General features: G+C 61.5%; 14 protein-coding genes. 5 read left to right on the top strand and 9 right to left on the bottom strand.

Annotated elements, in window-relative coordinates; all coding sequences use genetic code 11:
* Window positions 1-85: 85 nt before the first annotated feature.
* The 8 genes from J3P92_RS02745 to bioB all read right to left on the bottom strand — a co-directional run bounded on the left by J3P92_RS02745 (window position 86) and on the right by bioB (window position 8843).
* Window positions 86-1375, bottom strand: coding sequence for a GGDEF domain-containing protein (locus tag J3P92_RS02745; RefSeq protein WP_420764902.1), 1290 nt, complete (start codon window positions 1373-1375; stop codon window positions 86-88).
* Between the two features lie 368 nt (window positions 1376-1743).
* Window positions 1744-3549 (bottom strand): phenylacyl-CoA dehydrogenase, encoded by a 1806-nt coding sequence (locus J3P92_RS02740; RefSeq protein ID WP_420764903.1) that lies wholly within the window; start codon window positions 3547-3549, stop codon window positions 1744-1746.
* 275 nt (window positions 3550-3824) lie between these two features.
* Window positions 3825-4121, bottom strand: coding sequence for a pyrroloquinoline quinone biosynthesis protein PqqE (locus J3P92_RS02735; protein WP_434649853.1), 297 nt, complete (start codon window positions 4119-4121; stop codon window positions 3825-3827).
* A 119-nt stretch (window positions 4122-4240) separates the two neighbouring features.
* Window positions 4241-4921: a dethiobiotin synthase gene (gene bioD / locus J3P92_RS02730; protein ID WP_420764905.1), complete on the bottom strand. Its 681-nt coding sequence runs from the start codon at window positions 4919-4921 to the stop codon at window positions 4241-4243.
* Complete coding sequence (gene bioC, locus J3P92_RS02725; RefSeq protein ID WP_434609174.1) at window positions 4918-5730, bottom strand: malonyl-ACP O-methyltransferase BioC; 813 nt, start codon at window positions 5728-5730, stop codon at window positions 4918-4920. Before bioC ends, bioD begins: the two co-directional genes overlap by 4 nt.
* On the bottom strand, window positions 5723-6454 hold the full coding sequence (locus J3P92_RS02720; RefSeq protein WP_434649851.1) for an alpha/beta fold hydrolase: 732 nt from the start codon (window positions 6452-6454) through the stop codon (window positions 5723-5725). Before J3P92_RS02720 ends, bioC begins: the two co-directional genes overlap by 8 nt.
* Window positions 6447-7625, bottom strand: coding sequence for an 8-amino-7-oxononanoate synthase (gene bioF / locus J3P92_RS02715; protein ID WP_434649849.1), 1179 nt, complete (start codon window positions 7623-7625; stop codon window positions 6447-6449). Before bioF ends, J3P92_RS02720 begins: the two co-directional genes overlap by 8 nt.
* A gap of 162 nt (window positions 7626-7787) precedes the next feature.
* Complete coding sequence (gene bioB, locus J3P92_RS02710) at window positions 7788-8843, bottom strand: biotin synthase BioB (protein ID WP_434561957.1); 1056 nt, start codon at window positions 8841-8843, stop codon at window positions 7788-7790.
* Between the two features lie 92 nt (window positions 8844-8935).
* Between bioB and J3P92_RS02705 the strand changes: the two genes are divergently transcribed.
* The 5 genes from J3P92_RS02705 to rarD all read left to right on the top strand — a co-directional run bounded on the left by J3P92_RS02705 (window position 8936) and on the right by rarD (window position 14577).
* Window positions 8936-9676 (top strand): double zinc ribbon domain-containing protein, encoded by a 741-nt coding sequence (locus J3P92_RS02705; RefSeq protein WP_434649847.1) that lies wholly within the window; start codon window positions 8936-8938, stop codon window positions 9674-9676.
* Window positions 9677-9730: 54 nt separating this feature from the next.
* Window positions 9731-10495: a TOBE domain-containing protein gene (locus tag J3P92_RS02700; protein WP_420764911.1), complete on the top strand. Its 765-nt coding sequence runs from the start codon at window positions 9731-9733 to the stop codon at window positions 10493-10495.
* Window positions 10496-10562: 67 nt separating this feature from the next.
* A complete protein-coding gene (locus J3P92_RS02695; protein ID WP_434561951.1) occupies window positions 10563-12464 on the top strand; it encodes a PhoX family protein in 1902 nt (633 codons plus the stop codon).
* A gap of 129 nt (window positions 12465-12593) precedes the next feature.
* The gene (locus tag J3P92_RS02690; protein WP_434649844.1) at window positions 12594-13568 is read left to right on the top strand and encodes a serine/threonine protein kinase; all 975 of its coding nucleotides are present in this window, start codon (window positions 12594-12596) and stop codon (window positions 13566-13568) included.
* A gap of 121 nt (window positions 13569-13689) precedes the next feature.
* A complete protein-coding gene (rarD, locus tag J3P92_RS02685; RefSeq protein WP_434609165.1) occupies window positions 13690-14577 on the top strand; it encodes an EamA family transporter RarD in 888 nt (295 codons plus the stop codon).
* Window positions 14578-14794: 217 nt separating this feature from the next.
* Here the strand turns inward: rarD and J3P92_RS02680 are convergent, their stop codons facing one another.
* Window positions 14795-15313: a glycine cleavage system protein R gene (locus tag J3P92_RS02680; protein ID WP_420764915.1), complete on the bottom strand. Its 519-nt coding sequence runs from the start codon at window positions 15311-15313 to the stop codon at window positions 14795-14797.
* Window positions 15314-15485: the final 172 nt, after the last annotated feature.

The following is a 15485-nucleotide window of genomic DNA, read 5'->3' as shown; positions in this document are numbered from 1 at the left end:
TTTCTCCGGTAGCAGATCGTTTAAACCTACTGCCGGCCACCGGGGCCCACAATCACAGTCCAGACGCTGAATGCGCCATCATCACTCAACCCGCGGCGGCCTCCATGCGCACCGCACCACGACGACTCTGCCCGAAGGCGACCACACAGTTTCGCCCCGCGCCCTTGGCGTTATACAGCGCCTGGTCCGCCGATTTGAGCACCTCTTCGGGCGTACGCTGCTCGATTCGCTCGGCCACGCCGATGCTGACGGTTACCGATACGCTGGAGGCGCCAGCGCCCGAGCGACGCTGGCGCCCTTGCTGATCGTCCTGGGGGCGACTGTCGGAATTACGCAATTGAATAGCGTAGGTCTCTATGGACTGACGGATGACTTCCAGATGGGGCATGCACTCATCAATGGTTTTACCGGCGAACACCAGCGCAAATTCCTCACCACCATAGCGATAAGCCCTACCGCCCCCGCCGATTTTCGACAGCTTGCTGGCCACCAGGCGCAGCACTTGATCGCCGACGTCGTGGCCGTGGGTGTCGTTGAACTTCTTGAAATGGTCCACGTCGCTCATCGCCAATACGTAATTGCGCCCCAGGCGCTGCATGCGCTCATTCAAGGCACGACGTCCCGGCAGGCCGGTGAGCTCGTCGCGGAACGCCATTTGATACGCCTCGTGGGCGACCGCGGCGGCAATCATCAGCATCACCTGGCTGCACATGATGTTCAGGGTGAACGGCAAGATGAAGGTTTTCGGCAGCATCCAGAACAATCCCAGCAGCCCCACCAGTTGCGCCGCGTGCAGAGGCCGGGGGTTACGCCAGTATTGCCAGGCCAGCAGCAGGAACGCGGCGGCGAACATAGGGTAGGACAATTGGATCAGGCTCATCCAGGCGCCGTGCAACGCGGGCCAGCGGATCTCCGAAAGCCACAACAACAAGGCCTGGGGGAAACTTTGCTCCAGGGCCAGCGCCACGCTGCCGAAAACCAGCAACACCGCGAACCGCGCCACCATGTCCTGGAACAGATGGGTGCGCTCCTGCCACGCCGCGAACAGCCCGAACAACAGCGGCAGCAACAAGCAGACGAGATGGAACACCACCGCCGCGTCTTCACGCACCTTACCGTTATCGCGGTAGAAATCGGTTTGGGTGTCCAGCAGGAAGTAGGCGATGTACACCGTGACCATCAGAAACAGCTCACGCTGGCGCCGGTAAACGGAGCAATACGCGCCCCCCAGTAGCAATACCAATGTAGGAAGCACATTGAACAGGGAGGTAAAGAATACGTTGAGATCCTTGACGTAGGCAGCCGCGAGCCCTGCCAACAACAGCAACAGTGACGGTAGGAAATGGCTGAGACGTACAGCGGAAGAACGCGGCAAGGGTAAGCTCCGACCCGGCTGATCAAGGATGGCATTGTGCCTGCGCTGTGTGACCGATGTCACACTGCCATCGCTGTAACGGCAGAGGCCGGAGTTTTCTTAAGGCTTTGTTGGATGAATATTGTTTCAGGATCGCTATAAATCCCCGTGGCGAGAGAGCTTGCTCCCGCTCGGCTGCGAAGCAGTCGTAAACCGGCGGGTGCGGTGTGTCTGATGCTCGCATTCGGCAGGTTTGGGGCCGCTTCGCAGCCCAGCGGGAGCAAGCTCCCTCGCCACGGGTTCGTCGAAGGCCTTGATTGGGGTTATGGCAGGCATGAAAAAGCCGCTACTCCCGAAGAAGCAGCGGCTTGTGGAGAATCGCCTAAGGCTTAGTAGCCCAGCGCGAAATCTTCTTCTTTCATGTCCATCAGGTTGTTGGCGCCCGACAACATGGCCGCAACATGGGTGCGGGTACGCGGCAGGATGCGCTGGAAGTAGAAGCGCGCGGTCTGCAGCTTGGCGGTGTAGAACGCTTCTTCGGTGGTGCCGGCTGCGAGTTTTTCCGCTGCCAGACGCGCCATGTCGGCCCAGAAATAGGCCAGGCAGGCGTAACCGGAGTACATCAGGTAATCCACCGAGGCCGCGCCGACTTCTTCGCGATCCTTCATGGCCGCCATGCCAACCTTCATGGTCAGCTCGCCCCATTCTTTGTTCAGCGCAGCCAGGGGTTCGACGAACTCCTTGACCGCTTCGTTGCCTTCGTTGCCCTGGCAGAACTTGTGGACGATCTTGGTGAAGCCCTTGAGCGCTTCGCCCTGGGTCATCAGGACTTTACGGCCCAGCAGGTCGAGCGCCTGAATGCCGGTGGTGCCTTCGTACAGCATCGAGATGCGGCTGTCGCGAACGTTCTGCTCCATGCCCCACTCGGCGATGAAGCCGTGGCCGCCGTAGATCTGCACGCCATGGTTGGCCGATTCGAAGCCGACTTCGGTCATGAAGGCCTTGGCGATCGGCGTCATGAACGCCAGCAGCGCATCGGCTTTCTTCTTCTCTTCTTCATCCACGCCGTACTTGACGATATCCACCTGCTTGGCGGTGAAGTACACCATCGCCCGGTTGCCCTCGGCGAAGGCCTTCATAGTCAACAGCATGCGGCGCACGTCAGGGTGCACGATGATCGGGTCGGCGGCCTTGTCTGGCGCTTTCGGGCCGGTCAAAGAACGCATTTGCAGGCGATCACGGGCATATTTCAGGCCGCCCTGGAAGCCGATCTCGGCGTGGGCCAGGCCTTGCAGCGCAGTGCCCAGGCGTGCGGTGTTCATGAAGGTGAACATGCAGTTCAGGCCCTTGTTCGCCGGGCCGATCAGGAAACCGGTGGCCGCGTCGAAGTTCATCACGCAGGTGGCGTTGCCGTGGATGCCCATCTTGTGTTCCAGGGAACCACAGCTCACGGCGTTGCGCTGGCCGACGGTGCCGTCGGCGTTCGGCAGGAATTTTGGAACGATGAACAGCGAGATGCCCTTGGTGCCGGCGGGTGCATCCGGCAGGCGTGCCAGCACGATGTGGACAATGTTGTCGGCCATGTCGTGTTCGCCAGCCGAGATGAAAATCTTGGTGCCGGTCACTTTGTAGGAACCGTCGGCCTGAGGTTCGGCCTTGGTGCGCAGCATACCCAGGTCGGTGCCGCAGTGAGGTTCGGTCAGGCACATGGTGCCGGTCCATTCGCCGGACACCAGCTTGGTCAGGTACGCCTCTTGCTGCTCGGGCGTGCCGTGTTCGGAAATGGTGTTCATCGCGCCATGGGACAAGCCTGGGTACATGCCCCACGACCAGTTGGCTTCACCGACCATCTCGCTGACCGCCAGGCCCAGGGACTCCGGCAGGCCTTGGCCGCCGTGCTCGACGTCATGGGCCAGGCTTGGCCAGCCGCCTTCGACGAACTGCTTGTAGGCTTCCTTGAAGCCGGTCGGAGTTTTCACGCCGGACTCGCTCCAGGTGCAACCCTCAAGGTCACCCACGCGGTTCAGCGGTGCCAGCACCTGCTCACAAAACTTGGCGCCTTCTTCGAGAATGGCGTCAACCATGTCTGGAGTTGCGTCCTGGCAAGCCGGAAGGCTCTGATAATGCGCTTCGTAGCCGAGCAGTTCGTCACGAACGAAGCGAATATCACGCAAGGGGGCCTTGTAGTCAGGCATAGCGATAAACCTCTGCTGATGTAACCGGGGATGAACGACCGCGCGGATTTGTTGTAGCGGTCAAACAGTTGTTTGAAACATACGTTTACGCCCAAAACTTGTCAAGCATCGATCTTTTGCCATTCGTCATCGATTAGCAGGCGTTCGGGACGAGAGAAATCCATCGCTATGAATTGTGCGCAGGACGCGCAGGGAAAGATTAGTTGAGGGAGAAGGAGTTAGAGACAAAAACGCCGCGATTATCGCGGCGTTTTCAAAGTCCGTGTCGGGTCGGATCAGGCAAATGTGTTGATCAAAGTGCCGAGCATTTCGTCGGAAGCCTTGGCGACGTTCACGCCCAATTGGACCTGGAACTTGCCTTGGGCCATGTCCACCATGTTGCTGGCCAGGTCCGATTGCCGGCTGCGATCCACCGAGCGCAGGCGATCGACCTGGACTTCGGAGGATTGGCTGGTGACCGAACGCTCGATCGTGTTGTTGGCGATCTGGCTGGAAGCCTGGTCGACACGGTTCTGCCCTGTCTGAATCGTGCTCAGACCGGCGTAGAACGCGGTATTTCCTGAGATTTCCATGGCGGGGCTCGTTTTCTTGAAAGGGTCGGCACTGGCATTGAACCAGAAGGCTTGGCAAAAGGCCCGACAAAAACACTAATGGCACAGTGCCTTGTCATAGGCAAAACCTTGGCAAGTCGTCAGTCCAACAGGTCCATCTGCAGGTGCCCGGCCACAGCCTCGGCGGTTACGCTCTGGATCCGCGCCACCCTGCCCAGGCAAGGCGCCGGGAGGCGCTCGGCCAGGGTTGCCAGGTTTTCTTCCAGGCGTGAGGTGGCCGGATCGATGATGTTCGCCACCCATCCGGCCAGTTGCAAGCCGTCGCGGGCGATTGCTTCGGCGGTCAACAAGGCGTGGCTGATGCAGCCCAGGCGCACGCCCACCACCAGGATGACGGGCAAGCCCAGCGCAATCGCCAGGTCGGACAGATTGTCCTGGCCGGCCAGCGGCACGCGCCAACCGCCCGCGCCCTCGATCAGGGTGAAATCGGCGCCCAGCGCCAGCACTTCACGCATCGGCCCCAGCAGCGACTGCACCGTGAGCGCGACGCCCGCCTCCCGGGCGGCGAGGTGCGGCGCAATGGCTGGTTCGAACGCCACCGGATTGACCTGTGCATAACTCAACGGCACCGAGCATTCGGCCAACAAGGCCAAGGCATCGGCGTTGCGCAGCCCTTTGGGCGTCACGTCGCAACCGGAAGCCACCGGTTTTCCGGCGGCCGTGCTCATGCCGGCCTGGCGCGCCGCGTGCAGCAGGCCCGCCGCCACGGTGGTCTTGCCCACATCGGTATCGGTGCCGGTGATGAAATAAGCCTGGCTCATAGCGGTTTCTCCAACACGGCGTAGACCGCCTGGTAAGTCGCGGGCAGGCCCTGGACCTGGCGAAACTGTTCATAGGCTTCAACCAGCGCCAGGATCCGTGCCCTGCCCGTCAACCCACCGGGACGGCCGGGATTCAGATTATGGGCGCCCAATGCTTTCAATTCGTGGGTCAGGCTACGTACATCCGGGTAATGCAAGACGTGGGGCTGATTTTCCAGACTTAGGACGTTCAAACCACTGCTTGCGCATAACTGTCGATAAGTCTCGAAATCACGGAAACGGTTGACGTGTACCAAGCCATCCACCTGACGCCAACTGTCGCGCAGTTCGTACAACGTGCCGACACACAGACTAGTAAAGGCAAACAGTCCACCCGGCCTCAAAACACGATGGGCCTCGCGCAACACCGAGGCGAAATCATCGCACCACTGCACCGCGAGGCTGGAAAAAACCAAGTCGCAGCTCGCCGAGTGCAAAGGCAAACGCTCCGCATCCCCAGCGATAAAATGCGCAGCACCGCCCTGCGGGCGGGCATGGATGAGCATCCCCTCGGCGATATCCAGCGCCAGGCCCGCATCCTCGCCGAACCGCGCGCCCAGCGCTCGGGTGAAATAGCCCGTGCCGCAGCCCAGGTCCAACCAGCGCTGTGGATCGAGCGACGAAGGCAAGCGCCCGAGCAATTGCCCGCCTACATCGCGCTGTAGCTCGGCAACACTGTCATAACTGGCCGCCGCCCGGGAAAACGAGGCCGCTACCTGACGTTTATCAGGCAAAGCACCCGGTAGCTTCACAACGGATAAGTCAGTCATCACCGGACTCATGCAAGAAAGCCTGGATCGCCCCCGCCACGCCGTGGGGATCCTCCAGCAGAAATCCGTGGCCGGCCTGTTCAATCAGGCCGATTTCGACATCCGGCAGCAACGCCAGCAACTCGCCCGCCGCTTCGGCCGGCACCAAGGCATCGAGCCCGGCAAACAAATGCAGCTGAGGACCGCGAAAGCCCTGCAACGCAGCCCGGGTATCGAGTTGCGCCAATAATTCGAGCCCGGCCATCAACACGTCAGGCGCGGTGTTCGGTGCACCGCCGAGCAGCAATCGCGACAACCCGCGTGGGTCGTCGCACCCTTGGGCGCACAGCAAACTGAAGCGCTTGAGCGTCTGGCGCGGATCGGCAACACACCCGGCAAGAAACCCATCGAATATTTCTGGGGCCATCGCCCCCGGCCATTGTTCATGGGCCACGAAAGACACATTACTGGCCAAGGTCAGCAAGCCGCAGCAGCGCTCGCCCCGGCGCGCGGCCAGTTCCGCGGCCAACATGCCGCCCAGGGACCAGCCTCCCAGCCAGGCATCCTGGGGCAACGCAGCATCCAACTCATCGAGCCAATCATCGAGCGCACTCGACGCCAAAGCGGGCAAGGGTTCGATTTCCACCTGCAAGTGCTCATCGAGCCCTCGCAGCGCAGCGGCCAACGGTTCGAGGGGCGAAGTACCCAGGCCCCATCCTGGCAACAAGATCAATCGATCACGCATGGTTTGGCTCCGGTCCCAGCCTTGCATAACAATCGGCCAATGCATCCAACAATAGCTGGACCTGGGCCTCGCTGTGGGCGGCGGTCAAGGTGACCCGCAGGCGGGCGCTACCGGCCGGCACGGTGGGCGGCCGGATCGCCGTTACCATCAGCCCGCGCTCGCGCAGCATCCGGGACAGCTCCATCGCCCGCCCCGCATCACCGATCAGGATGGGTTGGATCGGGGTGAAACTGTCCATCAAGCGCAAGCCGATCTGCTCGGCACCCTGGCGGAACTGGCTGATCAACTGCCTCAGATGTTCTCGCCGCCAATGCTCACTGCGCAGCAGTTCAAGGCTCCTGAGCGTGGCGCAGGCCAAAGCGGGTGGCTGGCTGGTGGTGTAGATGTAGGGCCGGGCGAACTGGACCAGGCTTTCGATCAGTTCCTCACTGCCCGCCACAAAGGCGCCGGCGGTGCCAAACGCCTTGCCCAGCGTGCCGACCAGCACGGGCACGTCTTCCTGGCTCATGCCGAAATGTTCGACGACACCGCCGCCGGTACCGCCCAGCGTGCCGAAGCCGTGGGCATCATCCACCATCAGCCAGGCGCCCTTGGTCTTGGCTTCGCGGGCGAGCGCCGGCAAATCCGCGACATCCCCGTCCATGCTGAAAACACCATCGGTCACCACCAGCGTGTTGCCAATGGCTTTCTCCAAACGCTGGGCCAGGCTTCGGGCATCGTTGTGCAGATAACGATTGAAGCGCGCGCCGGATAACAGCCCGGCATCGAGCAACGAGGCGTGGTTGAGGCGATCCTCCAGCACGGTGTCGCCCTGCCCCACCAAGGCAGTGACCGCGCCAAGGTTGGCCATGTAGCCGGTGGTGAACAGCAACGCCCGCGGCCGGCCGGTCAGCTCGGCCAGGGCTTCTTCCAAGGCGTGGTGAGGCGCGCTGTGGCCGACCACCAGGTGGGACGCTCCACCGCCGACGCCCCAGCGCGCTGCGCCGTCGCGCCAGGCCTCGATCACTTGCGGGTGATTGGCCAGGCCCAGGTAGTCGTTGTTGCAGAACGCCAACAACGGCTGGCCGTCCACTACGACTTCCGGGCCCTGGGGGCTCTCGAGCAGCGGTCGCTGGCGATATAGATTTTCGGCACGACGGGCAGCCAGGCGTGCGGCGAGATCGAAGGGCATGCAGGCCTCAACTGTCTATGGATTGGCCCAGGACCTTTTTGGTAGCGAGCCTGCTCGCGATTGCGGTGTACCAGTCGACATGAATGTTGAATGTTGCATCGCTATCGCGAGCAGGCTCGTTCCCACAGTGTCCTGCTTCCAATCAGGGGAATTGCCGAGCGATCAAACAGCGGCGTTATAAAACTGCTCGCTGCTCTTCTGCTCCACCAATGCCTGTTCAATGGCCGCCTGGTGCACTTCGTCAGCGTGTTCTTCGCGGGCTTCGGGTTGGATGCCCAGGCGTGCGAACAACTGCATATCCTTATCGGCTTGCGGGTTGGCGGTCGTCAACAGCTTGTCGCCATAGAAAATCGAGTTGGCGCCGGCAAAAAATGCCAGGGCCTGCATTTGCTCGTTCATCGCTTCACGGCCGGCGGAAAGACGTACATGGGATTGGGGCATCATGATCCGCGCCACGGCGAGCATGCGGATGAAATCGAACGGATCGACGTCCTCGGCATTTTCCAGCGGCGTGCCGGCGACCTTGACCAGCATGTTGATCGGCACCGATTCCGGGTGCTCCGGCAGGTTTGCCAGTTGGATCAGCAGGTTGGCACGGTCGTCCAGGGATTCGCCCATGCCCAGGATGCCGCCGGAGCAGATTTTCATCCCCGAATCCCGTACATAGGCCAGGGTCTGCAGGCGCTCGCTGTAGGTGCGGGTGGTGATGATGCTGCCGTAGAACTCAGGCGAGGTGTCCAGGTTGTGGTTGTAGTAATCCAGGCCAGCCTGGGCCAGCGCTTCGGTCTGCTCCTGGTCGAGGCGTCCGAGGGTCATGCAGGTTTCCAGCCCCATGGCCTTCACGCCCTTGACCATCTCCAGCACGTAAGGCATGTCCTTGGCCGACGGATGCTTCCACGCCGCGCCCATGCAGAATCGGGTCGAACCGATGGCCTTGGCGCGCGCCGCCTCTTCGAGGACCTTCTGCACTTCGAGCAATTTCTCTTTTTCCAGCCCGGTGTTGTAGTGGCCGGACTGCGGACAATATTTGCAATCTTCCGGGCAAGCGCCGGTTTTGATCGACAGCAGCGTGGAAACCTGGACGCGGTTGGCGTCGAAGTGCGCGCGGTGCACGGTCTGCGCCTGGAACAACAGATCATTGAATGGCTGGACAAAGAGTGCTTTGACTTCGGCCAAAGACCAGTCATGACGCAGGTTGGCAGTGGTGCTGGCGCTCATGGGCATTTCCTTGATTATGCTTGGCTGGCGCCCGGGGGAAATCGAATACCCACAGGCGCGACACGGATGTTCGGCATATTTAAGGAAGAGTCATGCGCTGTCAACCACGACACACAACACCGGTTTACATCTGGTTAAAAAACAAACAGACCTGTCTGCTGTGCGGCGAATCCACCGACACACCGCAACCCATCTGCACGCCGTGCGAAAGCGAGTTGCCCTGGCTCGGCGATCAATGCAGCGTCTGTGCGCTTCCGCTGCCGATGGCCGGGCTCCGCTGTGGACAATGCGCCACGCGACCGCCGGCCTTCGAACGGGTCGTGGCGCCATGGGTCTATGACTTTCCCGTGGACACGCTGGTCACCCGCTTCAAGCATCAGGCCAAGTGGCCGCTTGGCCGTTTGCTTGGCGAACTGTTGGCGCAGTCGGTCCAACATCATTTCGATGAAGGGCTGGAGCGACCCGATGCGCTGGTGCCGGTACCGCTGGCGGCTCGTCGACTGCGCCAACGCGGGTTCAACCAGGCGACATTGCTGGCCCGCTGGCTCAGCGGGCCGCTGCACATCCCTTGCGAAGAAAACCTGTTGCAGCGCATCCAGGACACGCCTGCACAACAAGCCCTCGACGCCCCGGCAAGACGTCGAAACCTGCGCCATGCCTTCGCCCTGACGCCCGACGCAACCTTGGCAAACCGTCACCTGGCGCTGGTGGACGATGTGCTCACCACAGGCGCGACGGCCCAGACGCTTGCGCATCTGCTACTCGAAGCCGGCGCCGCCCGGGTCGATGTGTATTGCCTGGCTCGCACGCCGAAACCCGGCGACCCGGCTTGACGCGCGGGCGCCGAGGCGCCAACGTCCTTGCTTCGATCCCGCGCAGTTTCCGTCATGTCATTGCCTACGCTCCTGACCCAACACATCGTCCGCCGACCACAACGCATCGCGCTGTTGCAGCACATCGCCGAGCAGGGCTCGATCACTCGGGCGGCCAAGAGCGCCGGGCTGAGCTACAAAGCGGCATGGGACGCGATCGATGAGTTGAATAACCTGGCCGACCGGCCACTGGTCGAGCGCAGCGTTGGTGGCAAGGGCGGAGGCGGTGCAAAGCTGTCGGAGGAAGGCCAGCGCGTGCTGCGTCTTTACCAGCGCCTGCAAACCTTGCAGGCGCAGCTTCTGGAAGCGAGCGAGGACGCAGGCGACCTGGGCTTGCTCGGTCGCCTGATGCTGCGCACCAGCGCCCGAAACCAATTGCATGGCAAGGTCCTCGATATCACCGCCCAGGGCCACAACGATCGTGTTCGCCTTGAACTGGCCCGCGGGCTGGTCATCGAAGCGCAGATCACTCATGACAGTACGCAGCGGTTGGAGCTGGAGACCGGCACCGAAGTCGTCGCGCTGATCAAGGCCGGCTGGCTGGAACTGTACCCCTCCGATCAGCCGGAGGATCCGTCGACCAATACGCTCCACGGCATCATCGAACACATCGCCATCGCCGAAGACGGCCCCAGCGAAGTGCGTATCGGTCTGCCCAACGGCCAGACCCTTTGCGCCCTCGCCGCCCCGTCTCAATTGGGCGAACGCAACCTGGCCTGCGATTCGCCGGTGCAGGTGCGGTTTTCTTCGACAAATGTACTGCTGGGCACGCCCCTATAAAGCGCTGCAACAAAATCGTCATCGACCCGCTTTAAGGTGGCTGCCAAAACCAGCAGGGAGCCCGATGATGAGCCTATTAGAAGAAAACCAATCCACCGATCTGGAAAAGATCGTCGGCCTGAGCCGTCGACGTTTCATCGGCGCGGGTGCCCTGTGCGGCGCGGCGATGTTCCTGGGCGGCAACCTGCTGAGCCGCAGCGTCATGGCCGCCGCCGTGAGCGAAGGCAACAAAAGCATGCTGGGCTTCGACAGCATTGCCGCCGCGACGACCGACACCATTACCCTCCCACCAGGCTACAAGGCCTCGGTGTTGATCAGTTGGGGCCAGCCGCTACAGAAAAACGCCCCGGCTTTCGACCCCAGCGGCAACGGCACCGCCCGCGCCCAGGAAGTGCAGTTTGGCGACAACAACGACGGCATGAGCCTGTTCCCGTTCCCTGGCGACGAAAACCGGGCGCTGATGGCGATCAACAATGAGTACACCAACTACCGCTACCTCTTCCCCCACGGCGGCCAACCGCAGTCGGCCGAAGAAGTGCACAAGGCCCAGGCCAGCGAAGGCGTGTCGGTGATCGAGATCGAGCGTCGTCAAGGCCAATGGCAGTTCGTCCAGGACTCGCGCTACAACCGCAGGATTCATGGCAACACGCCGATTCGCCTGAGCGGCCCGGCTGCCGGTCACGACTGGGTGAAAACCCTCGCCGACAAGAGCGGCAAGAATGTGCTGGGGACCTTCCAGAACTGCGCCAACGGCATGACGCCATGGGGCACTTACCTGACCTGCGAAGAAAACTTCACCGACTGCTTTGGCAGCAGCCAGCCCGACCTGAAATTCGATGACGGTCAAAAGCGCTACGGCGCTACCGTCACCAGCCGCGAAATCAACTGGCACCTGCACGACCCTCGCTTCGATCTGGCGAAGAACCCCAACGAACTCAATCGCCACGGCTGGGTGGTGGAAATCGATCCGTTCGATCCAAAATCCACCCCGGTGAAACGCACCGCCCTGGGTCGCTTCAAACACGAAAACGCCGCCCTGGCGCAGACCGATGACGGTCGCGCGGTGGTGTACATGGGCGACGACGAGCGTGGCGAATTCATCTACAAATTCGTTAGCCGTGATCGTATAGATCACCGCAATGCCAAGGCCAACCGCGACCTGCTCGACCACGGCACCTTGTACGTGGCGCGCTTCGACGCAGGCGACGGCAATCCGGACCATCCCAAAGGCAAAGGCCAGTGGATCGAGCTGACCCATGGCAAAAATGGCCTCGACGCGGCAAAAGGCTTCAATGACCAGGCCGAAGTCCTGATCCATGCGCGACTGGCCGCCAGCGTCGTTGGCGCCACTCGCATGGACCGCCCAGAGTGGATCGTGGTAAGCCCCAAGGACGGCCAGGTCTATTGCACCTTGACCAACAACGCCAAGCGCGGCGAAGACGGCCAGCCGGTGGACGGGCCCAACCCCCGGGCGAAAAACGTCTACGGGCAGATCCTGCGCTGGCGCACCGACCGCGACGATCACGCCGCCAACACCTTCGACTGGGACCTGTTCGTGGTCGCCGGCAACCCGACGGTACACGCCGGCACGCCCAAGGCCGGATCGTCCAACGTCAACGCGCAAAACATGTTCAACAGCCCTGACGGCCTGGGTTTCGACAAGAGCGGGCGGCTGTGGATCCAGACCGACGGCGACTCCAGCAACACGGGGGACTTTGCGGGAATGGGCAACAACCAGATGCTGTGCGCCGACCCCAACAGCGGTGAGATTCGCCGCTTCATGGTCGGACCGGTGGGCTGTGAAGTCACCGGGATCAGTTTCGCCCCGGACTACAAGGCCATATTCGTCGGCATCCAGCATCCAGGCGAAAACGGCGGCTCGACGTTCCCCGAGCATCTGCCCAACGGCAAGCCACGCTCTTCGGTGATGGTGATTACCCGCGAAGACGGCGGCGTCATCGGCGCCTGACACTTTCCTGGCGGGGGAGCTTGCTTCCTCGCCACGAAGAGCGACCCAATGCCTACCGACCCATCATGACCGCTTTGCGCTACCATGCTGGGCCGGACGCGGCAGCCCTGCCGCTGCGCAGGAGTCAGCATGTCCCATCCGTTTGAAACCCTCACGCCCGACCTGGTCCTGGATGCCGTCGAAAGCATCGGCTTTCTCAGTGATGCCCGGGTGCTGGCCCTCAACAGCTACGAAAACCGCGTTTATCAAGTGGGCATCGAAGATGCAGAACCGCTGATCGCCAAGTTTTATCGTCCGCAGCGCTGGACCAACGAAGCCATCCTGGAAGAGCACCGCTTCACCTTCGAACTGGCTGATCACGAAGTGCCGGTGGTGGCACCGCTGATTCACAACGGCGCCAGCCTGCATGAGCACGCAGGGTTTCGTTTCACCCTGTTTCCCCGTCGAGGTGGACGAGCGCCGGAGCCGGGCAATCTCGATCAGCTCTATCGCCTGGGCCAACTGCTCGGGCGCTTGCATGCGATCGGAGCCACCCGCCCGTTCGAGCACCGTGAAGCGCTGGGCGTGAAGAACTTCGGCCATGACTCGCTGGAGACGGTACTGCAAAGTGGTTTCGTCCCCACGAGCCTGCTACCCGCCTACGAGTCGGTGGCCAGGGATCTGCTCAAGCGTGTCGAAGAGGTCTACGCCGCCACGCCCCATCAGAACATCCGCATGCATGGCGATTGCCATCCCGGCAACATGATGTGCCGCGACGAGGTGTTCCACATCGTCGACCTGGATGACTGTCGCATGGGCCCGGCCGTGCAGGATCTATGGATGATGCTCGCCGGGGATCGCCAGGAGTGCCTGGGCCAGCTATCGGAATTAATGGACGGCTATCAGGCATTCCATGACTTCGACCCGCGCGAACTGGCACTGATCGAACCCCTGCGTGCCCTGCGCCTGATGCACTACAGCGCCTGGCTGGCCCGCCGCTGGGATGATCCGGCGTTTCCGCGAAGCTTCCCGTGGTTTGGCAGTGAGCGTTATTGGGGCGACCAGGTGTTGGCATTGCGCGAGCAATTGGCGGCGCTCAATGAAGAGCCGCTGAAGTTGTTCTGATTGGGCTGGGTCCCAAAGCCACTGGAAATCCCTGTGGGATCGGCAATGAAAGGTTCGCTGCACAACCAGACAAATCTCCTTACAATCAATTTTTTGTTAGCTGCCTAAGCAAGGATTCTGCATGCAAGCCGCCAACCCGCGTCGCGGGTACATCCTGGGCCTGAGCGCCTACATCATCTGGGGTCTGTTCCCGATTTATTTCAAAGCCATCGCCAGCGTCCCATCGGTGGAAATCATCATCCACCGAGTACTCTGGTCGGCCTTGTTCGGCGGGGCGTTGCTGATGGTCTGGAAACACCCTGGCTGGTGGCGCGAGTTGCGGGACAATCCGCGTCGGCTGGCTATTCTGGCCCTGAGCGGCACGCTCATCGCGGCCAATTGGCTGACCTATGTCTGGGCTGTGAATAATGGTCGGATGCTTGAAGCCAGCCTTGGCTACTACATCAATCCGCTGGTCAACGTGTTGCTGGGCATGTTGATCCTGGGTGAGCGGCTGCGGCGCATGCAGTGGGTGGCCGTAGGGCTGGCGGCGGTTGGCGTGGCCCAGCAGGTCTGGCAGGTGGGCAGCCTGCCGTGGGTATCGCTGGTGCTGGCGCTGACTTTTGGCTTCTACGGCTTGATCCGTAAGCAAGCACCAGTGAAGGCTTTGCCCGGGCTGGTGGTGGAAACATGGATGCTGGTGCCGATCGCCATCGCGTGGCTGTTGTTCAACCCGACAGCCACCAGTGCCCAGGCCGCGTTCTGGACCACGTCCGAAGCGTGGTGGCTGGTGGCGGCCGGCCCCGTGACGCTCGTGCCATTGGTGTGCTTCAACGCGGCGGCGCGACACCTGCCCTATACCACGCTGGGTTTCCTGCAATACATCGCCCCAACCCTCGTGCTGCTGCTCGCAGTGCTGCTGTTCGACGAGCACCTGTCCTCCAGCACGCTGATGGCGTTCCTGTTCATCTGGGCCGGTTTGGCTGTGTACAGCATCGATGCCGTTATCGGCATGCGCCGTCGCAGCTGATCAAAAAACGCACACACCTCTACAGGCCACGTTTTGCGTGGCCTGCGCTTATCCTTCCAAAGGTTATCCACAACGTGATCCCCGCCGTTTGTGCACAACCCCTTGAAAACTGGTGATTTTTTGATCATCGCTGGCTGAGGCCCGACGGGCCTGGGCTGGCGCCAGGTCTCTACAGGTTATCCACAGGCAGGCGCAGTTTTTCCTTGGATAACACCTGTCAGGTTTCGTCGCTGAATTTCAACTCAACCATCAATTCATCGGCCAGGGTTTCCAGGCATGCCTGCAGCGTGTCCAGCGACAAGGTCAACGGCACCCCAAGGATCGCCTCGGCATGAAACAGCAACTCGCTGCTCATCGGTGCCGGTCGCACCTGGGTGATCAAGCGCTCGACGTTCACGCCCTGCTCGCTCAGCAGACGAGTGATGTCGCGCACGATACCCGGACGGTCATTGCCCACCAATTCCATCGCGATAGGTTTCCAGGTGCAGGATTCTTCGATCGCGTTCTCGGCGATCAGCACGCGAATGCCATGGGCCGACAGGCCTTGCAAGGCTTCGATCAACTCTTCATGGGACTCGGCCGGGGCGCTGAGACGCAGGATTCCGGCAAACTGCCCGGCGAGGTGGGACATGCGGCTGTCCAGCCAGTTTCCGCCATGTTCGGCGATGCATTGGGCGATTCGCTCGACCTGCCCTGGTTTGTCCGGGGCGAAAACAGTAATGACGAGATGGTCCATGGCGCAGCCCTGTTATGGATGGAGAAGACAGTATAGGCAAGGCCCGCCTACAGCGCGGCCGGGGCATTTTTCGTTAATGTGTACAGTTATTGAGATTTATCTGGAACAATCTATCTGTTTTTTGAGAACATCCCATGCCGCGCAATGACTGTACTGCTTTAGTCGGTCGCAG

The organism is Pseudomonas sp. D3-27 (assembly GCF_051132165.1).
In the GTDB taxonomy this organism is placed as follows: domain Bacteria; phylum Pseudomonadota; class Gammaproteobacteria; order Pseudomonadales; family Pseudomonadaceae; genus Aquipseudomonas.
Note: the sequence above shows the minus strand (reverse complement) of the source record. Positions and strands in the feature narration are given on the sequence as shown.